The organism is Anaeromyxobacter sp. SG66, from assembly GCF_022690805.1.
Classification (GTDB): Bacteria; Myxococcota; Myxococcia; order Myxococcales; family Anaeromyxobacteraceae; genus Anaeromyxobacter; species Anaeromyxobacter soli.
The window spans coordinates 613-26,711 of record NZ_JALCZC010000026.1 but is presented as its reverse complement, the minus strand read 5'-3'; the positions used below and the strand labels follow the sequence as shown (position 1 = coordinate 26,711).

Annotated in this window: 17 protein-coding genes; 13 read left to right on the top strand and 4 right to left on the bottom strand. The window is 72.9% G+C overall.

From position 1 onward, the window contains the following. Positions 1–75 precede the first annotated feature (75 nt). The 11 genes from MNZ39_RS09905 (at position 76) to MNZ39_RS09855 (ending at position 10,496) form a co-directional block, all read left to right on the top strand. A complete protein-coding gene (locus tag MNZ39_RS09905; RefSeq protein WP_242337897.1) occupies positions 76–969 on the top strand; it encodes a 4Fe-4S dicluster domain-containing protein in 894 nt (297 codons plus the stop codon). Then, positions 962–2,191, top strand: a complete 1,230-nt coding sequence (nrfD, locus tag MNZ39_RS09900; protein WP_242337895.1) for an NrfD/PsrC family molybdoenzyme membrane anchor subunit — start codon at positions 962–964, stop codon at positions 2,189–2,191. Before MNZ39_RS09905 ends, nrfD begins: the two co-directional genes overlap by 8 nt. 11 nt (positions 2,192–2,202) lie before the next feature. Next, positions 2,203–2,919 carry a glycine cleavage system protein H gene (locus MNZ39_RS09895; RefSeq protein WP_242337893.1) on the top strand — a complete coding sequence of 239 codons (717 nt, stop codon included), beginning with the start codon at positions 2,203–2,205 and terminating at the stop codon, positions 2,917–2,919. 14 nt (positions 2,920–2,933) lie between these two features. After that, positions 2,934–3,464, top strand: coding sequence for a c(7)-type cytochrome triheme domain-containing protein (locus MNZ39_RS09890; RefSeq protein ID WP_308197189.1), 531 nt, complete (start codon positions 2,934–2,936; stop codon positions 3,462–3,464). After that, on the top strand, positions 3,380–4,081 hold the full coding sequence (locus tag MNZ39_RS09885; protein ID WP_242337892.1) for a glycine cleavage system protein H: 702 nt from the start codon (positions 3,380–3,382) through the stop codon (positions 4,079–4,081). The genes MNZ39_RS09890 and MNZ39_RS09885 overlap by 85 nt, the downstream gene beginning before the upstream one ends. A 538-nt stretch (positions 4,082–4,619) precedes the next feature. Then, entirely contained in the window at positions 4,620–5,660 is a 1,041-nt protein-coding gene (locus MNZ39_RS09880; protein ID WP_242337890.1) for a cytochrome c3 family protein, read from the top strand. Further along, positions 5,657–6,400, top strand: a complete 744-nt coding sequence (locus MNZ39_RS09875) for a formate dehydrogenase subunit gamma (RefSeq protein WP_242337888.1) — start codon at positions 5,657–5,659, stop codon at positions 6,398–6,400. The genes MNZ39_RS09880 and MNZ39_RS09875 overlap by 4 nt, the downstream gene beginning before the upstream one ends. After that, the gene (locus MNZ39_RS09870; protein ID WP_242337886.1) at positions 6,378–7,367 is read left to right on the top strand and encodes a M56 family metallopeptidase; all 990 of its coding nucleotides are present in this window, start codon (positions 6,378–6,380) and stop codon (positions 7,365–7,367) included. The genes MNZ39_RS09875 and MNZ39_RS09870 overlap by 23 nt, the downstream gene beginning before the upstream one ends. Next, entirely contained in the window at positions 7,364–7,945 is a 582-nt protein-coding gene (locus MNZ39_RS09865) for a hypothetical protein (protein WP_242337884.1), read from the top strand. The genes MNZ39_RS09870 and MNZ39_RS09865 overlap by 4 nt, the downstream gene beginning before the upstream one ends. Beyond that, positions 7,942–9,843, top strand: coding sequence for an ATP-binding protein (locus MNZ39_RS09860; RefSeq protein ID WP_242337882.1), 1,902 nt, complete (start codon positions 7,942–7,944; stop codon positions 9,841–9,843). Before MNZ39_RS09865 ends, MNZ39_RS09860 begins: the two co-directional genes overlap by 4 nt. After that, positions 9,840–10,496: a response regulator transcription factor gene (locus MNZ39_RS09855; RefSeq protein ID WP_242337880.1), complete on the top strand. Its 657-nt coding sequence runs from the start codon at positions 9,840–9,842 to the stop codon at positions 10,494–10,496. The genes MNZ39_RS09860 and MNZ39_RS09855 overlap by 4 nt, the downstream gene beginning before the upstream one ends. A 96-nt stretch (positions 10,497–10,592) precedes the next feature. Here the strand turns inward: MNZ39_RS09855 and MNZ39_RS09850 are convergent, their stop codons facing one another. After that, positions 10,593–13,724, bottom strand: coding sequence for a fused MFS/spermidine synthase (locus tag MNZ39_RS09850; protein ID WP_242337878.1), 3,132 nt, complete (start codon positions 13,722–13,724; stop codon positions 10,593–10,595). Positions 13,725–13,945: 221 nt separating this feature from the next. On the opposite strand from MNZ39_RS09850, the gene MNZ39_RS09845 reads away from it, so the two are divergent. Next, on the top strand, positions 13,946–14,743 hold the full coding sequence (locus tag MNZ39_RS09845; RefSeq protein ID WP_242337876.1) for a glycosyltransferase family 2 protein: 798 nt from the start codon (positions 13,946–13,948) through the stop codon (positions 14,741–14,743). Then, complete coding sequence (locus MNZ39_RS09840; protein ID WP_242337874.1) at positions 14,740–16,188, top strand: hypothetical protein; 1,449 nt, start codon at positions 14,740–14,742, stop codon at positions 16,186–16,188. The genes MNZ39_RS09845 and MNZ39_RS09840 overlap by 4 nt, the downstream gene beginning before the upstream one ends. 194 nt (positions 16,189–16,382) lie before the next feature. Here MNZ39_RS09840 and MNZ39_RS09835 read toward each other — a convergent pair whose 3' ends face one another. The 3 genes from MNZ39_RS09835 to MNZ39_RS09825 form a co-directional block, all read right to left on the bottom strand. Further along, positions 16,383–17,453 carry a cytochrome c3 family protein gene (locus MNZ39_RS09835; RefSeq protein WP_242337872.1) on the bottom strand — a complete coding sequence of 357 codons (1,071 nt, stop codon included), beginning with the start codon at positions 17,451–17,453 and terminating at the stop codon, positions 16,383–16,385. A 242-nt stretch (positions 17,454–17,695) separates the two neighbouring features. Next, positions 17,696–19,720, bottom strand: coding sequence for a CxxxxCH/CxxCH domain-containing protein (locus MNZ39_RS09830; RefSeq protein ID WP_242337870.1), 2,025 nt, complete (start codon positions 19,718–19,720; stop codon positions 17,696–17,698). Between the two features lie 62 nt (positions 19,721–19,782). Further along, positions 19,783–25,812, bottom strand: coding sequence for a CxxxxCH/CxxCH domain-containing protein (locus MNZ39_RS09825; protein WP_242337868.1), 6,030 nt, complete (start codon positions 25,810–25,812; stop codon positions 19,783–19,785). Positions 25,813–26,099: the final 287 nt, after the last annotated feature.

The window sequence follows — 26,099 nt, the reverse complement described above, 5'->3', positions numbered from 1 at the left end:
TTTTCGGAGTCGCGGTGCTCGGAACCCTGAACCTCGTCGCCGCCCGCTAGGCGCCTCGAGCTGCCCGGAGACACCATGAGGATCGGACGCAGAGGGTTCTTCAAGATCGCCGCAGTGACGGCAGGGGCCGCGGGCGCCGCTTCGGCGTCGGCGGCCTTGCCGCACGCGGAGGGGACGGACACGCCAGGCGTGCTCGTGGACACGACCCTCTGCGTCGGCTGCCGCGCCTGCGAGGCCGCGTGTGCCGAGAAGAACGCGCTCCCGGCGCCTCCGGCGAGCGACGACGTGATGAAGCAGCGGCGCGACACCGCCCCCCAGGTCTTCACCGTCGTGAACCGCGCCGAGAAGGAGGACGGGACCGTCCGCTTCGCGAAGAAGCAGTGCATGCACTGCCTCGCGCCCGGGTGCGCGTCCGCGTGCCCGGTCCGGGCCATGGACAAGACGCCGGCCGGGCCGGTGGTCTACGACCCGTCGAAGTGCATGGGCTGCCGCTACTGCATGATCGCCTGCCCGTTCGACGTGCCGAAGTACGAGTACGACAGCTGGAAGCCGCGCGTCCGGAAGTGCGGGTTCTGCGCGGACCGCCAGGCGAAGGGGCTGAAGCCCGCGTGCACCGAGGTGTGCCCCTCCGGCGCGCTCACCTTCGGTCACCGAGCGGAGCTCATCGAGCTCGCGAAGACCCGCATCTACACGAACCCCGGCAAGTACGTGCCGCACGTCTACGGCGAGCACGAGGCCGGCGGGACGAGCTGGCTGTACATCACCGACGTCGACCTCGAGAAGCTCGCGCTCCGCACCGACGTCCCGGAGAAGGACATCCCGAGCCTCGTGTCCGGCGCGCTGGGCGCCCCGCCGTTCGTGATGACCCTGTGGCCCCCGCTGCTGATGGGGCTCTACGCCTTCTCGCGCCGCCGCGACACGGTCGAGGGCGACGCGCAGGAGAACGCAAAGGAGGACCGCCATGGCTAGCGCGCAGGCCGGTGCCGCCGTCGCGGCGCACCCGTCGTTCGTCCGCGAGAAGATCCTGCTCGGCATGAGCGTGCGCGAGTACGTCCGCTCCTGCTGCACGCCCGCGAACGCGGTCGCCGCGGCCATCCTGGTCGTCGGCGTCCCGATCCTCGTCTACCGGTTCATCGCCGGTCTCGGCGCCACGACGGCCCTTTCCCAGACCGCCCCCTGGGGCCTCTGGATCGGGTTCGACATGATGACCGGGATCGCGCTCGCCGCGGGTGGGTTCACCATCGGCGCGACCGTCCAGCTCTTCGGGCTGAAGGCGTACCACCCCATCGAGCGGCCGGCGATCCTCACGGCCTTCCTCGGCTACGTGATGGCCGTCATCGGGCTGCTCGCCGACCTCGGCCGGCCGTGGAACATCGTCATGGCGATCTTCAACTACGGCACCGCCTCGGCGCTGTTCGAGGTCGCCTGGTGCGTCATGTGCTACACGACCGTGCTCCTCCTCGAGTTCACGGTCCCCGTGTTCGAGTGGCTGGGCTGGAAGAAGCTCCACTCGGTCATGCGCAACGCGCTCATCGGGCTCACGGTCCTGTCCGTGATGTTCTCGACGATGCACCAGAGCGCGCTCGGCTCGCTCTTCCTGCTCGCGCCGACGAAGCTCCACCCGCTCTGGTACACGCCGTACATCTTCGTCTTCTTCTTCATCTCCGCGATCATCGCGGGGATCTCGATGGTCATCGTCGAGTCGATGCTCTCGCACCGCGCGTTCCACGCCCAGGTCGCCGGGCAGCACGTCGACATCGACAAGCTGACGCTGGGGCTCGGGAAGGCGGGGGCGCTCGTGATGTTCGCCTACTTCTTCCTCAAGCTGCAGGGGGTCATCGACGGGCACGCCTGGGGCTACTTCGCCACCGGCTACGGGGCGTGGTTCCTCGTGGAGATCGTCGGGTTCGTCCTCGTCCCGGCGCTCCTCTTCGCCTACGGCTCGCGGAACGGCAACGTGACGCTCGTCCGGGTCGCCGCCGTGATGGGCGTCCTCTCCATCATCCTGAACCGCCTCAACGTCTCGATCGTCGCATTCAACTGGAACCAGCCGGTCCGCTACGTGCCGTCGGTGAGCGAGGTGATCGTCTCGATCACCCTCGTGACCATCGGCGTGCTGGCGTTCCGGTGGATCGTGAACCGCATGCCCATCCTCCGCGAAGACCCGCGCTTCGCGGAAGGGCATCACTGAGGGAGGACGCCATGGCTCATGACTTCCTGAGCATCTACCCGGCCAAGCTCCTCGAGTACGGCCTCGCCGTCGCCTACCTGCTCATGTTCATCCCGTTCTGGCGCTACGTGCAGGGCGGCCGCGCCAAGGAGGCGGTGGTCCCCGTCACCGCGCCGCGTCCCGTCGCGCGCCCCGCAGCCGTGCGCGCCGCACGGCCCACCGCGGGGTGGTTCCAGCTCCCCGCGGGCCTGCACCTGCACCCCGGGCACACCTGGGCGCGGCTCGAGGACGACGGGCTCATCGCGGTGGGCGTGGACGACTTCGCCCACAAGCTCGTCGGCCCGGCGCGCCTCGACCTCCCCGCGATCGGCGAGCGGGTCGCGCAGGGTGAGGCCGCGTTCGCGATGGGCGAATCGGACCGGACGGTCCCGCTCCTCTCCCCGATCGACGGCACGGTGGTCGCGGTGAACACGGCGATCCGGGACGGCAAGGACGGCCTCGAGGACCCGTACGGCGCGGGCTGGCTGTTCAAGGTGAAGGCGTCGCGCCTCGCCGCGAACCTCCGCCAGCTCCTCACGGACGGCCCCGCGCGCCACTTCCTCGAGGACGCGGGCGAGCGGCTCGCCCTGCGGATGAGCCCCGAGATCGCCCACGTGCTGCAGGACGGCGGCACGCCCATCCACGGCATCGCCCACGCGCTCGCCGGCGACGAGTGGGAGCGGCTCGCCCGCGAGCACTTCCTCACCTAGCGACGGAGACGGCCATGACGACCACGAAGCTCATGAGGATCGGCGCGGTGCTCGGGGCGCTCATCGCGGGCGGCGCGCTCGCCGAAGGCCTGCCGCGGCTGCCGCAGCCGCTGCAGCTGCCGCAGGGCGCGGACAGCCCGGGGGTGGTGACCTTCCGCCACGACAGCCACCTCGACGCGAAGAGGCCGGCTTGCGTGGAGTGCCACGCCGGGAGGTTCAGCATCCTCGGCCGGTCGGGGGAGCGCCCGGGCGCGAAGGTGACGCACGCGGCGATGGAGAAGGGAGAAGCCTGCGGCGCGTGCCACGGGAAGCAGGCGGTCTGCCGGCTTTCGGGTCCGCCGACTCCACCACCTGACACGCGCAGTGTGTCGAGGGGGCCCGTCCGCCCCGGTCGCGCGAGCGGAAGGGGCGGGCGGGGGTGGTCGCGGCGCGGTGCGCCGCGAGGAAGCGAGGAGGGGTCATGTCCGCGGTGCTCGAGGTCTTGCAGGCGGTCGGCGTGTTCCTCGGCGGGATGGTGGCGCGGTTCGGGGTCTTCCTCGCCATGATCGCGCTCTTCGCGGTCCCTGCCGTGGTGCTGGCGCTCGCGATGCGCGCCATCGAGAGGCGGCGCGAGCGGCGGCTCGGGCTGCGCAGCGTGTCTGGCGTGCTGTTCCGCCCGGGCCTCGTCTACGCGCCCGGCCACACCTGGCTCCAGCCGCGCATCGGCGGGGCCCTCGAGCTCGGCATCGACGGCCTCGCGCAGCGCCTGCTCCCGGCGGTGTCCTCGGTGGACGTGCCGCGCGCAGGGACGCAGGTCGCGCGCGGCGAGACCATCGCGACGCTCTCGGGCGGAGGCCGCGAGGTGCGCGTCCGCGCGCCGATGCCGGGCGTCGTCGCGGGCGTGAACGCGGCGGTGGTGCGCGACCCCGCGCTCGTCAAGCGAGACGGCTACGGGCGCGGGTGGCTCGTCCGGATCTCCCCCGCGGATGGATCGTGGGCCTCGCTGCCGCGCGGCGAGGCTGCGGAGAGCTGGATGCGACGCGAGGCCGTGCGCTGGAACCGCTTCCTCGAGGACCAGCTCGGGTTCGCCGCGGCGGACGGAGGCGAGCTCGTCGCTCCTGCGCCGTGGCTCATCGGCGAGTCCGGCTGGCGCGCGCTCGCGACGGCCTTCCTCAGTGTGTGAGCTCCGCGATGGTGCGGCAATCAACCGCGGCCCGCATCTCTTTCGCGGACTCCCCGGGTAGGGTTCACGATCCGGAAATGGCGCGACACGGTGCCGCACGTCTCTTCGGTCAGGGCGTGCGGCTTCTTGTCATGCCGCTCGTCGCGCTCGGGGCGCTCGCCGCGGGGGCACTTTACGTGATTCTCCTGCCGGTATGCGGGATTGCCTCTACCGCGCAGGCGCTTGCCGCCGCCGGCTGGCGTCACCTCCGTGCGACGCCCCCGTTCAGGCCGCGCTCTCGGGTGATGCAGCGTTGATTGCAGTCAAGCCTCCCCCGTCGCCTTATCGCGTTTTGCGAGAATTGCGCAAAAAGCGGGGGAGGCGTGCGATCCCGGCGAGTTTTGCGTGAGAGACGTCGCGGCAAGCGTTTGGCGAATGTCGCTGGGTTTACGCGTGTTTAAGCGCTGAAACCCGTTGGACATCCCCCCGGATTCCCTGGTAGGAATCGCTCGTCCGTTTCGTGCAACGGATTGTGACGACTCCCTCCAGGGTGGGGCCAATGAAGAGATTTCTGCTGCCGCTCCTCGTCGCTTTCGCCGCATCCCCGGCCTGGGCCGGAATCCCGGCGGAGTCCGAGGACTGTCTGGGCTGCCACAGCGACCCGGACCAGACGTACGACCTGCCGAGTGGCGAGAAGCTGTCGCTCTACGTGAACCAGGAAGCGTTCGCCAAGTCGGTGCACGGCGAGATGCTCCGGTGCACGGAATGTCACACCGACAAGACGAGCGACCACGCGACCGGCGAGCTCAAGTTCAAGACGCGCCGCGAGGTCACTCGCGCGTATTACGAGCAGTGCAAGGGCTGCCACTTCGCCAACTACACGAAGACGCTCGACGGCGTGCACTTCGCGGTGATGGCGAAGGGCAACGACAAGGCCGCCCTGTGCGTCGACTGCCACGGCGCCCATGACATCTCCCGCCCCGGGCAGCCTCGAGCGCGCATCTCGCAGATGTGCTCGGGCTGCCACGGCAAGGAGGCCGCCGTCTACGCGCGGAGCGTCCACGGCCGCCTGGCCGGCTCGAGCTCCGACGTGCCAGTCTGCACCGACTGTCACCGCGCGCACGACACGACTGACCCGCGCGACGGCGCGCTCGCGGCGCGGACCCCGGAGATCTGCGGCCGCTGCCACACCGACGAGAAGCTCATGAAGCGGTACGGCCTCTCGACGAAGGTCGTCGACACCTACCTCGCCGACTTCCACGGCATGGCCGCGAGCCTGCAGCAGGGCAAGAAGAAGGGCCCGGGCGTGCGCCTCGCCGCCGTCTGCACCGACTGCCACGGCGTGCACGACATCGAGAAGTCCGACAGCCCGAACTCCTCCGTGATGGCGGCGAACCTCCAGAAGACCTGCGCGAAGTGCCACGAGGGGGCGAGCGAGAGCTTCCCGAAGGCGTGGCTCTCGCACTACGAGCCGACGCCCGAGAAGGCGCCGATCGTCTGGGCGGTGCAGCTCTTCTACAAGCTGATGATCCCGTTCATGGTGGGCGGGCTCGTGCTCCAGATCGCGCTGCACCTCTGGCGCGTCGTGGTGAATCGATGAGCAACTACATCGTCCGTTTCAGCCTCAAGCAGCGGATCGAGCACTTCGTCACGATGACGACCTTCGCGGCGCTGTGCCTCACCGGCCTGCCGCAGAAGTTCTACACGACGGGGTGGGCGCACACGTTCGTCGACCTGTTCGGCGGCATCGACAACACGCGCTGGATCCACCGCTTCTTCGGGGTCGTGCTGGCCCTCTCCACGATCGTGCACTTCGCGAGCGGCATCGCCGCGATCCTGTCGCGCAAGATCGGCTTCTCGATGGTCCCGACCAAGCGGGACTTCGAGGACGCGATCCAGCAGCTGCGCTACTACCTGGGGATGACGGATCAGCACCCTCAGTACGATCGCTTCACGTACAAGGAGAAGTTCGAGTACTGGGGCCTCGTCGCCGGAAACGTGATCATGGTCGTCACCGGGTTCATGCTCTTCTTCCCGGTGAAGGCCGCGACGCTCATCCCTGGCCAGATCATCCCGGCCGCGAAGGTGGCCCACTCGAACGAGGGCCTCATGGCCTTCTTCGTCATCACCGTCTGGCACATCTTCAACGCGCACCTCAACCCGGACGTCTTCCCGTTCGACGCGTCGATCTTCACCGGCAAGGTGAGCCGGGAGCGCTACGTGCACGAGCACCCGCTCGAGCTCGCGCGCCTCGAGGGCGGGCTGCCGCCGGACGCACACGGGCACGCCGGGCACGGGGATGCGCCGCCGGGGCACGGTGGAAAGCGCGTCGTGGGCTGACATCCTGGCGCAAGCCATCTTCCACACCCTCGTCGCCTCGCTGTTCGTCGAGGCGCTGGTGCGGAGCTGGGGCGTGCGCGAACCTCGCCAGCGGATGGCCCTACGCCTCACGGCGCTGGGCTATCCGCTGGTCCTGTTTCCGGCGCTCGTCGCGCTCTTCCCCTCCCGCGGGGAGGAGGGGTTCCGGGAGGATCTCGCGCTCTTCGACGCGCGGAGCTGGGAGACGGTTCGGCTCCTCGGCGTCGGCCTGTTCTGGTGGTGGCTCGCCGCCTTCGCGGCCGCGGGGGCGGGGCTGTTCCTCATGGACCTCTGGCCGGTCCTGCGCGGCCGCGGCCGCCGCGCGCCGGCGGGCGAGCTGCCCGATCCCGCCAGCGCGGCCGTCCTCGCCGCCGAGCTCCCGCGCGCCGCGGCGGCGCTCGGCGTCAGGGAGCCGCCGCTCGTCTTCCTCGGCCGCGACCTGCCGGTGCTCTTCTGCACCGGCGTTCGGCGTCCGGCCCTCGTCGTCTCGGGCGGAACGCTCTCCCGGCTCGATCGCGACGAGCTCGCAGCCGCGCTCGCGCACGAGCTCGCTCACGTGGCGGGTCGCGACCCGCTCAAGAGCTGGATCCTCATGGGGCTCCGCGCGGTGATGTTCTGGAATCCGGCGTTCCAGGTGGTCTCTCGTGCGCTGGCGCGCGACGCGGAGTGGCTCGCGGACGAGCGCGGCGCCGCCGCGTGCGGCGACCGGCTGGCGCTCGCGAGCGGGCTCCTCAAGCTGCACCGCGCGACGGCCGGCGCGAGCGGGGTGCCGCGCTCGCTGCCCTTCGCCGCGGCGCTCGCCGAGCCGCTCGCGCGGGTCCGCTCGCACGACATCGAGGTCCGGTGCCGGAGGCTGCTCGACGGTGCGCCCGCCCGGCTCCCGTACGCTGGCGTCCGCGTGGCGCTCGCGGGCGGCGCCCTCGCGGCCCTGCTGTTCTTCGTGATATGACCGAGCGTACGGCCATGGGCGCGGTGCGGGCGAGCGGCGCGGGCGCGGAGATCGCCCGGATGCTGGTGACGCTCGCGTACGTGCTGGCGGGGACCGCGGTGGCGATCGCCGGCCTCGGCGCGCTGCCGCGCCTGCTCGCAGGCGACACCGGGCCGCACCGGGCCGCGTCGATCCAGGAGGCGGAGCGCCGCCTCGGCGCGCGCATCCTCCTCCCCGGCTACTACCCCGAGCGCCTGGCCTGGCCGCCCACGGCGATCCACGTGGCGGGCGGGCGCCACGGCTCGGTGCGTCTCGCCTTCGCCGCGCGCGACGGGGGGACGGGCCTCGAGCTCGTCGCCGCCACGGACGCCGGCGTGGACATCGCGCCCGCGCTCCTCTCGGATCGCACGGTGCTCGGCGCCCGCCCCACCGCCGTGGGCGGGCACCCCGCGACGCTCGCGTCGGTGCTCGTCGAGGGCGTGCCGTGGCAGGAGCTGTCGTGGTCGGTGAACGGCCGCGCGGTGGTGCTCCGGACGCAGGGAGATCTCGACGAGCTCGTGCGGATCGCGCGGAGCCTGCACGGGGTGAGCGGGCGATGAGCACGACGAGCCACGCGGTCGGCGGGATCTCGCTGCGGACGCGGGTGTACCTGCTCATGGCGATCGGGATCTTCTTCCCGATCGTGCTCCTGGCCGCCGCCGGCCTCTACTGGATGCGAGGCTTCGACGAGCGGATCCTGTCGGGCCGCAACGCCGCGGCGACCGCGGTGGCCGCCCACTTCGACGAGGGGCTCACGGCCGACCTCGAGTCGCTGCAGCGGCTCGCCTCGGCGCTCTCGGCGGGGTTCGGCGACGCGGACCTCTCCGACGAGCGGCGCCTCGTCCGCACCGGCCACGAATCCTTCCGCCACCGCGACACGATCTTCCTGCTCGACCGCGAGCAGAACGTGATCGCGGAGGAGCCGATCGGTGCGGTCACCGAGGTCCCGCTGGCCGCCCAGGCCCTGGTGGAGGAGGTGCTCGCGAGCGGCCGCCCGCGGCTGTCCGGGCTCGTCCTCGAGCCCCGCGGGCAGGTGATCCACGAGCTCGTCCCGGTGCGCAGCTGGAAGGGCGAGGTCGTCGGCGTCATGGGCGGGACGTTCCGCCCCGACCGGCGCGACTTCGGCCGCATGCTCGAGCACCTCCGCCGGGGCCGGACCGGCTTCGCGGATCTCCTCGACGCGGATGGCCAGGTGATCGCCTCGAGCGAGCGCGGGCGGGCGGGGCGGGCGGCCGGGTGTACGGGCGGGGTCCGAAAGCTCCTCGAGGCGCGCCGGACCACGTCCGTGAGCTGCCGGGAGTGCCACGAGGACGGGAGCACGCCCGCCACCAACGACGAGCTCATGACCTTCGCGCCGCTCGGGAGCGCGCCGTGGGCCGTCGTCGTGCGGCAGCCCATGGCCGAGGCGCTGCCGACCCAGGGCGCGGTGCCGTGGTACATCGTGGGCTTCGGGCTCTTCCTCCAGCTCGCGCTCGTGGGCACGTTCGCGTGGGGGGCCGCGCAGAGCGTCACGCGCCCGGTGGGCGTGCTCACCTTCGAGGCGGAGCGGATCGCCCGGGGCGAGCTCGGCTGGCCCATCCCGGATCTCGGCTCGGACGAGGTCGGCCGGCTCGGCCAGGCGCTGGAGCGGATGCGCGGGGCGCTGCGCGCGACGCTCGCGCAGGTGGCCGAGGTGAACGCGCAGCTCGAGCAGCGCGTGGAGGAGCGCACCCGCGCGCTGAACGACGCGCTCGGGCAGGTCCGCGAGCGCGACGCGGATCGTGGCCAGCTCCTGAGCAAGGTGATCACCGCGCAGGAGGACGAGCGGAAGCGGATCGCCCGGGAGCTGCACGACGAGACGACCCAGAGCCTCGCGGTGCTGGCCATGGGGCTCGAGGCCGCGCAGGACGCCATCCGCGCGGGAAAGACGCCCCGGCTCGACGAGGTGAAGGCGGTCGCGGTGCGCACGCTCGAGGACGTGCACCGGCTCATCCTCGACCTGCGGCCCTCCGTGCTCGACGACCTGGGCCTCTTCTCCGCCATCCGCTGGTACGCGGAGCGGAGCCTCGAGACGCGCGGGATCTCGGTCCGCTGCGAGTTCGGCGAGCTCGACCGCCGCCTGCCGCCCGAGCTGGAGACGGCGCTCTTCCGCATGTGCCAGGAGACGATGAGCAACGTCGCGCGCCACGCCCAGGCGACCGCGGTGCTCGTCCAGGTGGGCGTCGAGGGCGACCAGCTCCAGATCGAGATCGAGGACGACGGGCGCGGCTTCGACGTCGAGGCGGCGGCGCGGCGCGAGGGGCGCCGCCCGTGGGGGCTCCTCGGAATTCGTGAGCGAGCGGAGATCCTCGGGGGCTCGGCCCGGATAGACTCCGCGCCGGGGAAGGGGACGCGGGTGCAGGTGCGCGTCCCGCTGCCACCGGCCGAGCCGCCGCGGCCCGCGGGAGCGAAGGAAGGGCGGGGAGGAGTCGTCGCATGAGCAAGATCCGCGTCGTCATCGTGGACGACCACGCCATCCTGCGCGAGGGCATCCGCGCGCTCCTGCAGCTCCACCCGGACATCGAGGTGGTGGGCGAGGGCGCGAACGGGACGGAGGCCATCGCCGCGGTGGAGCGGCTCGATCCCGACGTCATCCTCATGGACATCGCCATGCCCGGGCTGGGCGGCATCGAGGCCGCGCTCGAGATCCACAAGCTCGGCCGGCGCACGCGGATCCTCATCCTGTCGCAGTACGAGGATCGCGAGTACGTCCGCAGGCTCCTCAAGGCCGGCGTCGCGGGCTACGTCCTCAAGAAGTCGGCCGGCTCCGAGCTCGCGAACGCGATCCGCGCCGTGAACCGCGGCGGCCTCGTGCTCGATCCCGAGGTGGCGCGCACCGCCATGGCGGACGCCGGGCAGGCGACGACCGGCGGCGCCGCCGATCCCTACGAGGCGCTCACCGACCGCGAGAAGCAGGTCCTGAAGCTCGTCGCCGAGGGACGCAGCAACAAGGAGGTCGCCGACGTGCTCGGCATCAGCGTGAAGACCGCCATGAGCCACCGCGAGCACGTCATGGAGAAGCTCTCCGTGCACAACCGGACCGAGCTCGTGCGCTTCGCGCTGAAGCGGGGCGTGATCCGGGTGGACGAGTGACCGGCGGCCGGGTGACCTCCGGGCGCCTGGCGCTTCGCCCCGGAGCCTGACGGTCCAGGGCATCCGGAGCCGCGAGCGCCGCGCGCTCGGGTCACCTCAGGGAGAGGCGCGTCCGGAGTCACGCGCGCCGCCGTCGGCGCGCAGGGCCATCAGCCGCTCGCGTGGCGCTTGCCAGGAGGGTGCGAGCCGCGCCGCCGCCTCGTACTCCCGGGCGGCGTCCGGCGGCGACTCGTCCTCGTACAGGAGGCCGAGGAAGTAGTGGGCGTCGGCGCTCTTCGGCTCCAGCTCGGCTGCCCTCCGCAGGACGGGCTCCGCGACGCCGCGCCTCCCCATCGCCAGCAGCACCTTCCCTGCGCCCACGTAGAAGGAGGCGGTCCCTGGCTCGAGCGCGCTCGCGGCCTCGAACTGCTCGAGGGCGACGGGCAGCAGCTCCGGCGCGCGCTCCGAGACCGCGACCGTCATCAGAAGATTACCCAGTCGGTGAAACGCCCAGGCAGGACCGGTGGTCTCGAGGCGCCACGGGCCGACCTCGTGCACGATGCGCCGGCCGAGCGCGTGATCGGCGAGGTAGCGCGCGGTGGAGCGATAGCCCTCGATCCGCTCGTCTCGCGCCCGCACCCCGTCGAGGAGCCGGGCCGCTTCATCCGGGTTGCCGAGCGCGATGAGCAGGCGCGCGCGCTCGACGAGGATGCCGGGCTCCGCGACGGCCTGCATCTGCTGGAGGTGGTCCCGGGCGGCTTCGGGATCGCCGCGCAGCCAGGCCGCGCGTGCAGCGCGCAGCCGTCCCTCCGGGCCGTCGAGCCGCGCCGCCGCCGACGCTCCTGCCACGGGCGGAAGGGCCGCGCGCTGGAACGAGCGGAGCGACCGATCGTTGTCCTCGTCGGTCGAGGCGTACATCGCGCGCGGCGCGGCGAACTCGAGCAGCGGGAGGTCGTCCGTGTTCAGGGACGCGCCCTCCGCGAAGCGGCGCGTGTCGTCCTCGGAGAGCACGAACTGCTGCAACACGTCCTCGGGATCGCCCCAGTACCGCGCCAGATCGGCGCGCGCGCCCGGGGATTGTGCGATCCGGCGCGCCGCCGCGTCCAGGTCGACCCGGAGCGGCTTCTTCCCGCCCACGAGCAGGTAGTCGCCTGCGCCGCCGCGCCACACGGTGACGTCCGGGAACACCTCCCGGAACGTCCGGACCACCATGCGGATCTCGCTCGGGAAGATCGCGTACGACTGGAGCCACTGCACCATGACGCCGTCTTCCGAGAGGTGCTCCCGTGCGACGCGGTAGAACTCGCGGGTGAAGAGGTTCGCGACCCCGGCGATCCACGGGTTCGAGGGCTCCGAGACGATGAGGTCGTAGGGCTGCGCCGCGGCGGCGAGGATGTGTCGCCCGTCTCCGGCGATCACCCGGAGCCGCGCATCGCCGAGCACGTCGTGGTTCTCGCGCGCGAACAGCCTCGCGGCGTCGACGACCGCCGGCTCGAGCTCCGCGACGTCGATGGCGCGGAGCGGGTACTGCGCGAGCGCGCCGGCCGTGATGCCGCTGCCGAGCCCGATCACGAGCGCGCGGCTCGCGTCGGGCGCGAGCAGCGCGGGGAGGTGACCCAGCAGGAGCTGGGTCCTCATGTCGAGTCCGTTCGTGCTCGCGTCGGTCTTGCCGTCCACCGAGAGGAACAGGTGCTCGCCGGTGCGCGTGACCGAGACGGTCGTGGTCAACCCCTCGGCGTAGAACAGGAGCTCCTTGGAGGCGGACTTCTCGCGAGGCGACTGCGCCCCTGCGTCCTTGCCCAGGTGGCGGGCGGCGTAGATCGACACGCCGCTCGTCATGAGGAGCCGGTCCCAGCGCGGCACGGCGAACACCGCGATCGCGAACGCCGAGGCGGTCGCGAGCGCGGCCAGCGATCTCCTCGGCCGCGCGTCCAGGGCGAGCAGGACCCCGAGGCCCGCCGCCAGGTTCGCGGCCGCGGCGGCCACCACCGTGCCGTGGATCCCGATCTGCGGCACGAGCACGAACCCGGCGCCGACCGAGCCGACGATGGTCCCGATGGTGTTCGCACCGTAGACGCGCCCGACGTCGTCTCCCACGCTCGAGATCCCGCGCGTCAGGCCCGCGAGCACGAGCGGGAACGTCGCGCCGATCGCGGCGGAGGGCACGATCATGACGAGGAAGCTCGCGCCGAACTGCGCGAGCAGGGCGCTCTCGTGTGAGAGCCCCAGCCGCCCGAGGATCTGGAGGACGATCTGCGGCAGCATCCCGAGCACCGGGAGCGTCGCGACGGCCAGCGCGGCGATCGCGCACTCGAGGACGCCGAACGCGGTGAGCCGGAGGCGCCACCGGCGGAGCGCCTGCGAGGCGGCGAACGCCCCGGCGGCGAGCCCGACCAGGAACGTGGCGAGCATGGCCGTGAAGGCGTAAGTGGAGCTCCCTACGGCGAGGCAGAGGGCCCGCGTCCAGGCGACCTCGTAGGCCATGGACGCCGCGCCGGAGATCCCGATGGCGGCGAGCGCGACCCGCGCGGCCCTGCGGGGGAAAGAGGGCTCGTCTCCGGCGGCCGGTGGCGCCTCGGCCTGCGAGGGCGCCTCGGGCGGCGCCTCCGCAGGAGCGCGACCGCGGCCGGTGCGCTCGAGCAGCAGGGCCGCGATCCCGACGCCCAGGTTGAGCGCCACGCCGATCCAGACCGTCGCGCGCAGGCCGAAGGTGGGGAGCAGGGCGAACCCGGTGGCGACCACCCCGAGCACGGCGCCCATCGTGTTCACGGCGTAGAGGAGGCCGACGCGAGATCCCGTCGTGCCGGACCGCTCGACCACCGCCCGGCTCAGGAAGGGCAGCGTGGCGCCCATGACGGCGGTGGCGGGCACGAGCAGCAGGGCGGAGAGCGAGAACTGGAGCAGCGTCGCGCCGACCGCGCCGGGCTCCAGGACCCGGTGCGCGGCGATGTAGGCGGCGTCCGCCCCGGCGAACAGGAGCGGCGTGGTGAGGCAGTAGAGGCCGATGACGATCTCGGCGAGCCCGTAGACGAGCAGCGGCCGCCGCGAGCCGTCCGCGCGCTTCCCGAGGAGCAGGCTGCCGAGGGCGAGGCCGCCCATGTAGGCGGCGAGCACGGTCGTCACCGCGAAGACCGTGTGGCCGAACGTGAGGGAGAGGAGCCGGAACCAGACAACCTCGTACAGCAGCGCGGCGGCGCCGGAGGCGAAGAAGCACGCCGCCGCGACGCCCGTGGAGAGTCGTGTCTTCATTCCTGTCCCTCTGTCCGAAACGAAACGCCTAGGAACGCCTCCGCGCCCGTCTTTGTCAACCGTCGGGAAGCGCGCGCCGTTCCGCGCTCGGCACTGGAGGTGCGCGGCCGCGCCGGCGTCTCGCCGCGGAGGTCCGTGCGGCGCTCCTCGGAAGCGGGCGAGCGTGCGTGCCCGCCGCGGTGCGCGGTATCATGCGCTCCCTTCGAGCCAACGGGAGCGGCATGATCTCCGGGAAGCGCGTGTGCGTCGTGATGCCGGCCTACAACGCCGCGAAGACGTTGCGGCGCACGGTCGACGAGCTCGATCGCACGGTGGTGGACGACGTCATCCTCGTCGACGACGCGAGCCCGGACGAGACCGTGGCCGTCGCTCGCGAGCTCGGGCTCCACCACGTGGTGCACGCGCAGAACCGCGGGTACGGCGGCAACCAGAAGACGTGCTACGCGGAGGCGCTGGCGCGCGGCGCCGAGATCGTGGTGATGCTCCACCCCGACTACCAGTATTCGCCCGCGCTGGTCCCGGCGATGGCGGCGATGGTGGCCAGCGGGCACTTCGACTGCGTCCTCGGCTCCCGCATCCTGGGCGTCGGTGCGCTGCGCGGCGGCATGCCCCTGTGGAAGTACGTGGCGAACCGCTTCCTGACGTTCTTCGAGAACGTGCTGCTCGGCTACAAGCTCGCCGAGTACCACACCGGCTATCGCGCGTTCTCGCGCGAGCTCCTCGAGGCGCTGCCGCTGGAGGAGAACTCCGACGACTTCGTGTTCGACAACCAGTTCCTGGCGCAGGCGCTCTGGTTCGGGTTCGACATCGGCGAGATCTCGTGCCCGGCGCGCTACTTCGAGGAAGCCTCCTCCATCAACTTCCGGAGGAGCGTGAAGTACGGCTTCGGCGTGCTCGGCACGGCCATCGAGTTCCGCCTCGCGAAGATGGGGCTGCGCCGGTCCGCGCGGCTATCGGACACGGGTCGCAAGCTCGCCGTGGTGCCGGCCCCTGCGGCGTCCCGCGGCGGCGCCGCGTGAGGGCTTCCGTCGCCATTTCGGACGGAGCGCCCGAGGCCGAGCACGAACCCGCGAGGACGGCCCCCGGCTCCGTCCTCGTCGCGGTCGCGGCGCTCTCCCTCGGCTTCGCCCTCGGCGTGTCGGACGGGAACTTCGATCCCTTCGCGCTGCTCCTCGTGACGGGGAGCGCGATCGCGAGCGTCGCTGCCCTGGTCATGGAGCGCCGCCGCGACCGAGCGACCGGAGCCGGAGCTCCGGGGCGGGACTGGCGCGCTCGCGTCCTCTGCGGCGGCGTCCTGGCGAGCATCGCGTTCGACGCGCTGCGCCAGCCCGGGATCTTCGTCCCTCCCGACACGCTCGGCTTCTTCCGGCCGGTGCTCGCGGTCGCGGGGGTGGCGGCGCTCACCTATCTGTGGACGGGGGCACCGGCGCTCGTGGCGCGGTTGCGGTTCCCGCTGCTCGCCGCCGCCGCGGCCGTGCTCGCCGGCTTCGTGATCCGCACCACGCCCGGTCCGCCGATCGACGTCTGGTTCTTCCAGCAGATGGGCTCGTTCGCGATGTTGCGGGGAGTGGACCCGTACGCCGTCGCATATCCGAACATCTATGGACCGTTCACCCCCTTCTATTCGCCGGAGGTGTTGAGCCCGGACCAGGCGTACGTGCTCGGGAATCCCTATCCCCCGCTGACGCTGCTCGTGGCGGTTCCCACGACGCTGCTCCACGCCGACGTGCGGTGGACGCACCTCGCGCTCGTGCTGTTCTCGGCCTGGGCCATTCGCCGGCTCGGCAGGGGCTCGCGTGTCGCCGAGCTGGCGGCGGTGTTCGTCCTCCTGCAGCCGAGGACCTTCTTCGTCCTCGAGCAGTCGTGGACCGAGCCCATCGTGCTGGCCTCGGCGCTGCTGGCGCTCGTCGTCGTCGACGCCACGTACCGACGCGACGGCGCCTCGGGAGAGGGCCCGCTCGGCCCCATCGTCACGGGGATCGCGGGGGCGCTGGCGCTGAGCAGCAAGCAGTATGCGCCCATCCTGCTCGCGCCGGTCCTCCTCGCCTTGCCTCCGGCGCATCGGTGGAAGAGCGCCGCCATCGCGGTCGCCGGCGCGGCCCTCGTCATCCTGCCGTTCGCCTTGTGGGACGCGCCGGCGCTCTACCGGGGGGTCGTCGCGTTCCAGCTCCAGCAGCCTTTCCGCGCGGACTCGCTCTCGTGGCCCGCGGCCGTGGTGAGGATGGGAGGTCCGGTCCTCTCGCCATGGATCGCGCTCCCGGCCGCGGTCGCGGTGCTGGCGCTCGGCGTGGCGAGACGCGTGTCGCTGGAGCGGGCGGTGCTCACCGGCGCCGCGGCGTGGCTGGCGTTCTTGCTCTTCAGCAAGCAGGCGTTCTGCAACTACTACTGGCTGGTCGCCGGCCTCCTCTGCGCCGCCGTCGCGCTGCGCGCGGGGAGTGACTCCGGCTCGACGCGAATGCCCTGATTCCGCCCTCGTGCCGGAGCCAGTCGGCGCGAGCTCCGTGGCGAAGGGACCTCGACCTGACGCTGGGTCGGAATGGGACGGGAAGCGCCACCTTCACCGTCACGTCTGGTGAGGTGGCGCCGTTCGAGCGCGCCGTGGACCCGACGAACACGTCCTGCGTGAACGCGGCGCCGCGCGCCTCCGGACTAGCGAGCCTATCGCGGCCCGAGCGGCACGCCCGCCGCGATCGTCGCGAAGAAGGTCGCACCCCCGACCTCCTGGCCGAGCGCGTGGCTGCGCGCCAGGTCGGCCACGCCGGTGAGCGAGAAGTCGATCGTCTCGATGAACCGGTGCCGCACGGACCAGAGCACGCCGATGCGCGCCCCCGCGGCAGGCAGCAGCGTCGCCGTCGAGCTCTCCACGACGTCGATCCCGCCGAGCCCGAGGGCGACCACCTCGACGCCTTCCTGAACGGGAAAGCCCTTCCCGATCCCGAGGAGCCCGAGGCTCCTCGCCTGGCCGCCGCCGACCCGGTCGAAGCTGTGCGACAGGACCATGCGCTCCTGGCGCGAGAGGAGGCGCACCGCGGGTCCGAACCCCGACCCGCCGGCGAAGCCGACCTCGAGCACGCGCCGGAGAGGCACGTCGACGGGGCTCGTCGTTTCGGCGCTCGCGACCTCCGCGATCCGCGCGGGCGGCGCCGTACGCGTCGGTCCCGGCGACGTCGCGGCGACGCGGATCGTCGCCGGCGAGGTCGCCGGACCGCGCGAGGCCGCCGTCGTCGAGCTCGACGGTGCAGCGCTCGCGGCCATCCCTGCCGCGGCGCCGGCCGGCGTCCCGGAGCTGGCGCGTGCGCCCACGACCGCCGGCGTGTCCACTGCGGGTTGCGCCACGAGGGGCTTCTCCGCGGCGGGGGGTAGGGCGTGGCAGCCCCGGCACGTGAGCGGCCCCGCCTGCTGCTCCTTGTGGCAGCCCCGGCAGCGCTCATGGGCGAGCTTCGGGGTGAACTCGATCTTCTGGATCGGTCCCTCGCCGTGGCAGCTCACGCAGTGCGCCCTGCGCGCGAGGTGCGCGGGGTGGTCCACGGTGACCGTCCCGAAGGTGCGCGTCTTCAGCGCGACCTGCTGCGGCGCCGGCGGGAGCGCCTGCTCCGCGAGCTCGGGCACGAGCCGGGGTCCGGCGCCGAGCATCGCGACCCGCTGGGCGTCCGTGGGCGCGTCGAGCGCCGCGGCGGCGCCGACCGATAGGAGCGCCGCGAGCGCGATGACGAGCAGCCCCCTGGGCATGGCGCGGCAAGGTACACGAACGTGCGGACCGAGACGAGAGAGCGGCCGCCGCGCCGGATCGTACTCAAACGCAGCGCCTCGCGAACGTCCGGCGATCGCGGGACGGGGCCGCGGCGCGCAGGGAGAGAGGCGAGCTCACGTGCGCGGCTGGCGAGCCCACAGCCGCCACCCGGCGGCGCGACGGGTCCGTCGAGGCGCCTGACGCCGCGTGCCGCCCCGGAGGACGGCACGCGACGCTCGCCTCAATGACAGTTGAAGCAGGACGCGTCCCACGCCGGATTCACGTCCACGGCGCCGTTCAGGTGCAAGGCCGGGTTCGTGATGGCCGTGCCGGTCGCGTTGGCGTCCGAGTGACACAGGTCGCAGTTGCTGCCGCCCCCGTGGGCACCCAGGTGCCACGAGCCCGTCTGCGGTGGGTTGCCGTGGCACGACCCGCACGTCGCCGGCCCGTCGCTCCAGCGCGGTGCCGCTCGCTTCCCGGCGTAGGCCACGCTGTAGTAGCCGTCGAAGAAGAAGTACGTGAAGGTGCCGGCGTAGTTGCCGTGACAGTAGGTCGCCGCGCAGGTGCCGGCCGTGCGGTCCCAGCTCGGCGCGGCGCCGCCGGTCCGCGCCACCGCGCCCCAGGTCACCGTCACCGTCGACCCGTCCATGTGACCTGCGTCCAGCGCGTCGACGGGCTTCGCGTGACACTCCGTGCACGCGTAGGCGACCGCCATGGGGTTCGCGCTCACGTGCGCCGTGTGAGCCCCCACGCGAAGCGCGTCGGTCTCGTGCCCCCAGGTGCCGGAGGGCGGCGCGCCGGTCGTATCCGCGACGCCGCCGTGGCACATGAGGCAGTTCGTGCGCCAGCCCGCGCCGTGGCAGGTCGCGCAGGACGTCGTGGCGGAGCCGCCCACGCCGTCGAGGTTCGCGCCGTGGCAGCCCTGGCACCCGGCGATCCCCGCGTTCGCCGAGTACGCGTGGAAGCCCGCGCTCGCGGTGTCCATCCATCCCGCGGGGTGGCCGCCCGACGCCTGCACGAGACCGTCGAGGTGCTTGCCGCCGGCCGAAGGCGCGATGACGACGCCGCCCGCGTCCATGGTGTCCGGATGGCAGGAGGCGCAGCGCGTGAGGTCGGCGCCGACCGTCGGGTGAGGTGACGGCGGCGGCAGCCCGTGGCAGGTGCCGCAGGCGGCCTCACCGAGGCCCACGCGGGTCCACACGGGCGCGGTCTTCGTGCCGCCCCCCATCGTCCCTCCGTGACAGTAGACCCCGGAGCAGGTCGCGGTCGCGCGATCCCAGGACGGCGCCGCGTTCCGCGCCGTGGCGACGCCGCTGAACGTCAGCTCCGCGGTCCCGCCGTCCACGTGGCCGCCCGCGAGCGCGTCGGAAGGCTTCACGTGGCAGACGCCGCAGTCGTATGCGGGCGCGATGGCGCTCCCGGCGCCGTGGATGGTGTGGGCGCCCACCCGGACGGTGTCGGCCGCGTTGGCCCAGGTGGCCTTCGGCGGCGCGCCCGTCGCGGTCTCCGTGCCGCCGTGGCACATGACGCAGTTCACCTTCCAGCTCGCGACGCCGGCGGGCAGCCCGACGTCGTGGCACGTCGCGCACGCCGAGCGCGCGGCGCCGCCGGACAGGTCGGCGCCGTGGCAGTCCTGGCACGCACCGAGCCCGGCGTTCGCCTGGAGCGCGTGGAAGCCGGGGCTCGCCTGATCGATCCACGCCGCGTCGTGCGCGACGAGCGCGACGGTGCCGCCGAGGTGGTTGCCGAGCGTGTGGCAGCGCTCGCAGTCGGTACGGGTGGCGTTTGCCGCCACCGAGGGGTGGCCGGAGGGGAGCGACGTCGTCGCGTGGCATTCCACGCAGGCGAGGGGGCCGGGCGCGTCCCAGGCCACGGACTTCGCCGGCCCGCCCTTCGGGAAGTGGCAGGCGACGGTGCAGGTCGTGGCGGTCGTCGCCGTGTGCAGCGCAATCGTGCCGCCCGCGGTCGTGGTGCCTCCCGGGAACGTGTAAGGCACGTCGAACCCGAAGGTCGCGCCCGTCGGGTGACAGGTCGAGCACGCGAACATGTTGAGGTGCCGCGCGTGGACGCCCGTCTCGGGGCAGTTCGTGCCCGACGAGAGCGCGGACGCGTGGGCCGCGAGCGGGCGCACCGTGGAGCCCGACGCGGGGTCGGGCGCCGCGGGCGAACTGCCCTGACCGCACGCGGCGAGGGCGACGAGCATCGCCACCGCCCAGGCGCGCGCGCGCGTCGAGCTCAACTCACGGCAAGCACGGGTGCGGTCCATGGCGATCCCCTCGCGGCGCTCCGGAAGCCCTCTCTCGACTCGGCTCGTCATCACGTCGCCCCTCACCATGTCTCGCTCCCGTGGCAGCTCAGGCTGGAGCACGAGCGCGTCGAGGCGTTCCAGGTTCCGGTCACGGAGCGGCCGCTGTACGTCCCGCCGAGCTTCACGTTGTCCGCGCCGTTCACGTGGAGCGTCTTGTCCACGAACCCGTTCGAGGAGTTCACCACCGCGTTGTGGCAGTTCGTGCAGGGCACGCTCCTGCTCTGGTGCGTGGAGTGCCGCCCCGTGCTCGGCGGGTTGCCGTGGCACGAGGTGCACCCGACCTGCGTCGTGGCCGTCCAGCCCACCGTCGCACCCGAGCCGGAGTTCACGCCGCCGGAGAAGCGGCCGTGGCAGTAGGTCGAGGCACAGGTCGCGCTCGTCGCGCTCGTCCGCGTGTACGTCGCCGGCGCGCCGCCGGTCTTGGCGAGCGTGCCGAGGACCACCTCGGCGATCCCGTTGCCGTCCACGTGGGCGGTGTCGGTCCGGACGCTCGCGGTGCGCGCCGGGTGGCACTGCACGCAGCCGAGCGGCGCGGAGATGGTCGTCGTCGCGTGCGCCTCGTGGACGCCCACGCTCACGTTCGTCGTGACGGTCCGGCCCTGGATGTCCACCGGCGGGTTCTGGCGGCCCGTGGTCGTGCTGCCGTGGCAGAACGTGCAGTTCGTGTCCCACGTCGCGAAGCCGGCGCTCGTGTGGCAGGTGCCGCACGAGCTGCTCGCGCCGAGGTCGCCGTGGCAGCTCTTGCAGCCCGCGAGGCCGGTGAGGTTCGCCTGGTAGCCGTGCTGGGCCTTGTCAGCCCAGCCGGCCGCGTGCGGCGACGCCACCGCCTCGACGATCCCGTTCACGTGGGTCGCGAGGTTGACGCTCGTCTGCGTGTAGCCCTCGTGGCAGCTCCCGCACGCGGTGTTCGCGCTGTGCGGCGCCGGCGGCGGCGCGCCGTGGCAGGTGCCGCAGGCGGCCTCGGTTCCGTTCACCGTGGTCCAGGACGGCGCGTTGAGCAGGTTCCCGCCCACGAACTGACCGTGGCAGTAGCTCGAGGAGCAGGTGGCGGTGACGGGGTCCCAGGCAGGGACCGCGCCGCCGCTCCTGGCGAGCGCGCCGAACGCGAGCTGCACCGTGGCGTCGGCGTGGTTCATGGCCGTCGGGACCACGTGGCACTCGGAGCAGGCGATCGGGTTCGAGTAGGCGCCTCCAGTGAGGTGCTGCTGGTGCGCGCCCACCGCGAGGGCCGTCGTGAGCGTCTCGCCGTTCGTGCCGACCGGCGGGGCGGCGTTCTGCGCCGACCCGTGGCACGAGGTGCAGGAGAGCGGGACCACGTCCACCGTCCCGTTCACGTGCGTCGCGAGGTTCACGGTCGTCGCGGTGTAGCCCGTGTGGCAGTTGCCGCAGCTCGGGTTCGAGCTGTGCGGCGCCGGCGGCGGCGCCCCGTGGCAGGTGCCGCAGGCGGCCTGAGTGCCGTCCACCTTCGTCCACAGCGGGGCCTTGTTGGTCCCGCCCGCCGCGAGCGTCGAGCCGTGGCAGTAGTTCGTGCAGGTGAGCGCCGTCGGGTCGAACGCCGGCACCGCGCCGCCGGCCGACGCGAGCGGGCCCCAGGCGAGCTGCGCGGCGCCGTCCTTGTGGTTCATGCCCGTCGGCACCACGTGGCACTCGGCGCAGGCGACCGGGTTCGCGATCGTCCCGCCGGCGAGGTGCTGCTGGTGCGCGCCGACCGCGCGCGCCGTCGTCGCCGTCTCGCCCGCCGTGCCCTGCGGCGGCGCGGCGTTCGAGCCGTTGCCGTGGCAGGAGTTGCAGGCCATGGCGCTGATCTCGACCGTGCCGTTCACGTGCTGCGCGAGGTTCACGCTCGTCGCGGTGTAGCCCTCGTGGCAGCCGCCGCAGCTCGTGTTCTGGGTGTGCGGCAGCGGCGGCGGCGCGCCGTGGCAGGTGCCGCAGGCGGCCTCGGCCGCGCCGCCCGTCCAGGTGGGTGCGTGGCTCGTGCCGCCCGCCCCGAGCGTCGCGCCGTGGCAGTAGGTGGAGGCGCAGGAGACCGCGACCGGATCGAACACCGGCGCGGCGCCGTTCAGCGTCGCGCGCCCGCCGAAGGTGATCAGGACGGCGCCGTTCGCGTGATCCATCGCGGTGGGCACCGGGTGGCACTCCGAGCAGGCGGCGGGCCCGGCGAGCGTGCCGGCGGCCGGGCTCACGTGGGCGAGGTGCGCGCCCACGGCGCGGGTGGTCGGCTCGGTCTCACCGCGCGTCCCGAACGGCGGCGCCGACTTCACGTTCGCGTCTGCGCCCGCGGGAGCTTGCCGGGCCTGATCGCCGTGGCAGGTCTGGCAGCCGTAGGTGCCCACGCCGCCGCCGCCCACCTGGACGTAGCCGTCGTTGTGCGTGCCGTCCGGCACCACCTGGTTGCTCGAATTGACCGTGGTCGGGTGGCAGCCGTAGCAGTTCGAGTCCGCGGGGTGCGTGCCGCCCTTGCGCGTGGCCGTCGGGGGGAAGCCGTGGCAGCTCTGGCAGCCCTGGCCGGAGATGTCGAGCGTGCCGTTGTTGTGGGTGTCCGTGAGGACGCCCGACGGCAGCATGCTCGGGTGGCAGCTCTGGCAGGCCGTGTCCTGCGGGTGCGGCGCCGCCGGCGGGAAGCCGTGGCAGTTCGCGCAGTTCGGCGTCACCGGGGAAGGCGTGCCCCAGCGCTGGTAGCCGTGGCAGCCGGTGTTCGAGCAGGTGTGCGTGGTCCGGTCGTAGAACGCGAACGGCACGTCCGCGACGCTGTTCATGTGCGTCGCCGTGTTCGTGGTCGTCGTCGAGTAGCCGGTCCCGTGGCAGCGGCTGCACGCGTACTCGCTGTGCTCGAAGTGCTCGCCGGAGGCCGGCGGCACGCCGTGGCACTGGTTGCAGCTCTGCCGCGCGGCCTGGCCGGTGCGGCCCCAGTACTCGCTCCCGTGGCAGCCGATGTTGCTGCACGTACGGCGGGTGGGATCCCAGCCGGAGAGCGTCACGTCCTGGCGCGCGTTCCGGTGGAGGACCGGGTTCTCGCTCGTCGTCGTGTAGCCCGCGTGACACCGGTCGCAGGCGATGCGCTCGTGCAGGTGCTCGAGGTGCTCACCGGTCATCGGCGGGATGTCGTGGCAGCTGTTGCAGCCGCTCGGGAAGTCCGAGACCCCGTTCACGTGCGTCGCCTTGCGGACGCTCGTCGAGGTGTAGCCCGGGTGGCAGCGGATGCAGTCGGAGTCCTGCGGGTGCGGCGCCGGCGGCGGCGCGCCGTGGCAGGTCGTGCAGGTCACGGGCGCCGGGTTCGTCCAGTTCGGGCTGTGGTCCGTGCCGCCGCGGCCGAGCGTCGAGCCGTGGCAGTAGGTGTTCGAGCAGGTCTGGCCGTCGAAGCTGGGCGTCGCGCCGTCCATCGTGGCGAGGCTGCCGAACGTGACCTGCGCGACCCCGTTCGCGTGATCGAACGTGGTCGGGACGGCGTGGCAGTAGCGGCACTTGTTCGGGATGGAGAGCCCGTTGCCGCGGTTCACGTGCGCCTGGTGCTGGCCGACCGAGCGCGAGGTGGAGAGCGTCTCACCGCGCGAGCCGTAGGGCGGCGCCGCGATGGCGAGCGGGTCCGCCTGCATGACGAGCACGCGCGAGTTGTCGCCGTGGCACGAGGAGCAGGTGAGGTTCTCGGCCTCCACGACGCCGTTGATGTGCTTCGTGAGGTCGACGCTCGTGATGGTGTAGCCCGGGTGGCAGTTGTCGCAGATCTGCGTGCGCGGGTGCGGTGGGGGCGGCGGCGTGAGGTGGCAGGTGCCGCAGGCGGTCTGGGCCGCGCCGCCCGTCCAGATCGGCGCCTGGTTCGTGCCGCCGCCGCGCAGCAGCGCGCCGTGGCACCAGGTCGACGAGCAGGTCAGGGCCTGGGTATCCCAGACAGGCGCCGCGCCCTCGGTGCGCGCCAGCGGACCGAACGTGAGGTCGGCCGTGCCGTTCGCGTGATCCATCGAGGCCGGCACGACGTGGCACTCCGCGCACTCCATCGGGCCGCGCAGCGGGCCGCCCGCGAGGTGCTTCTGGTGCGCGCCGACCGCCCGCTGCGTCTCGAGCGTCTCGCCGCGCGTTCCGGTGGGCGGCGCCGCGTTCGTGGCGGAGCCGTGGCAGGACTTGCAGTCGAGCGTCACCTCGACCGTGCCGTTCACGTGGGTCGCGAGGGCGACGGAGTCGATGGTGTAGCCGGGGTGGCAGCTCTCGCAGGCCGCGTTCTGCGGGTGGGGCGCGGGAGGCGGCGCGCCGTGGCAGGTGCCGCAGGCCGCCTGGGTCCCGTTCACCGTCGTCCAGGACGGCGCGTTCAGCACGTTACCGCCCGCGAACTGGCCGTGGCAGTAGGTGGAGGAGCAGGTCGCGGTGGTCCGATCCCACGCCGGGACCGCGCCGTTCTTCGCCGCGAGCGTGCCCCACGCGAGCCCGACGCCGCCGTCCGCGTGATCCATCGCGGTCGGGACGAGGTGGCACTCGGCGCAGGCGATCGGGTTCGAGACGACGCCGCCGGCGAGGTGCTGCTGGTGCGCGCCCACGGCGAGGTCGGTGGTGAGCGTCTCGCCGCGCGTGCCGTACGGAGGGGCGGGGTTCTGCACCGAGCCGTGGCACGAGCTGCAGGTCATGCTCTTCACGTCGAGCTTGCCGTCGAGGTGCGTGGCGAGGTTCACGCTCGTCGCGGTGTAGCCGACGTGGCAGAGCTCGCAGGCGGGGTTCTGCGTGTGCGGCGCCGGCGGCGGGGCACCGTGACAGCTGCCGCAGGTGACCTGGGTGCCGTCCACCTTCGTCCAGAGCGGCGCGGTGTGGGCGCCGCCGGCGGCGAGCGTCTGGCCGTGGCAGTAGTTCGCGCAGGTGAGGGCGACCGGGTCGAAGCCAGGCACCGCGCCCCGCGCCGACGCGAGCGGGCCCCAGGCGAGCTGCACGGGTCCATCCGAATGGTTCATCGCGGTCGGCACGACGTGGCACTGCTCGCAGGCGATCGGATTCGCGATCGGCCCGCCCGCGAGGTGCGCCTGGTGCGCCCCCACCGCGCGCTGCGAGGTGAGGGTCTCACCGCGGGTGCCGCGCGGCGGCGCGGCGTTGGCCGCCGACCCGTGGCAGGAGTTGCAGCTCACGGTCGCGTCGATCTTGCCGTCCACGTGGAGGGCCGCGTTCACGGCCGCGGCGCCGTAGCCGCTGTGGCACTCCCCGCAGGCGGGGTTCTGCACGTGCGGCGGGGGCGGCGGCGCGCCGTGGCACGCCGTGCACGCGCGCTGCGAGCCGTCCGCGACCGTCCAGATGGGGGTGCGGTTCGCGCCGCCGGCGAGCGTCGCGCCGTGGCAGTACGTGTTCGCGCAGGTCGCCTGCGCACGGTCCCACGTGGGCGTGAGGAGCACGCCCTGCACGGCGAGGCCGGTGAACGCCACGGTCGCCGTCGGCGCGTCGGCGTGGCCTGCGGACAGCGCGTCGGTGGGGACGGGGTGGCAGATCGCGCAGCCCACCGGGCCTGCGAGCGCGTGCGCCGCCGCCACGTGCGAGGTGTGCGTCCCGATGCGGGCCGCGTCGGAGGCGTTGCCCCAGGTGGCCTTCGGCGGCGCGCCGGTCGTCCCGTCGGTGCCGCCGTGACACATCGTGCAGGTCGTCTTCCACGAGGCGCCGTGGCACTGGGCGCAGGACACGGTGACCGAGCCGCCGACGCCGTCCAGGTTCGCGCCGTGGCACGACTTGCAGCTCGCGAGATCGCGGTTGGCGGAGGCGGCGTGGAACTCGGGGCTCGCCTGGTCCATCCAGGCGACGTCGTGGCCGTTCGGCGAGCGCGTGCCGCACGGGTGGCAGGCCTCGCAGGCGAAGCCCTTCGAGGCGTAGAGCTCGTGGGCGGGAGATCCCGATCCGGCGACGAGCGCCGCAGACTCGGCGCGAGGGGTCGCGAGCTTCGTGGCAGGTGCGCCGGATTCGCCGCACGCGGTGGCGAGGAGCAAGAGGGCTGCGGCGAGCGGCGCGAGCGAGCGAGGCGCGCACGCGCGGCCTGAGGGCTGGCGCAAGGCGAGGCGCGAGGCGCGAGTGCGTCGGGTCGTTTCGGGCACGGCGACCTCTCCCTCACGCGCCGCGCGAAGAATCGGCGTCGTGAAACGGACTACACGTGGATTGGCGCGACCCTAGTGAATGGGAACGAACCGAGAGTTGACCCCGGTCACACGGCCAGTGCGGTCATCCGTCGCACGGGCTCCGCGGAGCGACCCTCGAGAGGCGGCGCGAGGTGACGGGAGGAGGGCGCGAGCGGGGAGGGGAGAGGCAGATGAGAGGCGCCGTCGCCGCTCGCGGGCGGCCGCACACCCCCCCGGCCCCCGCCGGGCGGGAGTGGGGATAAAGA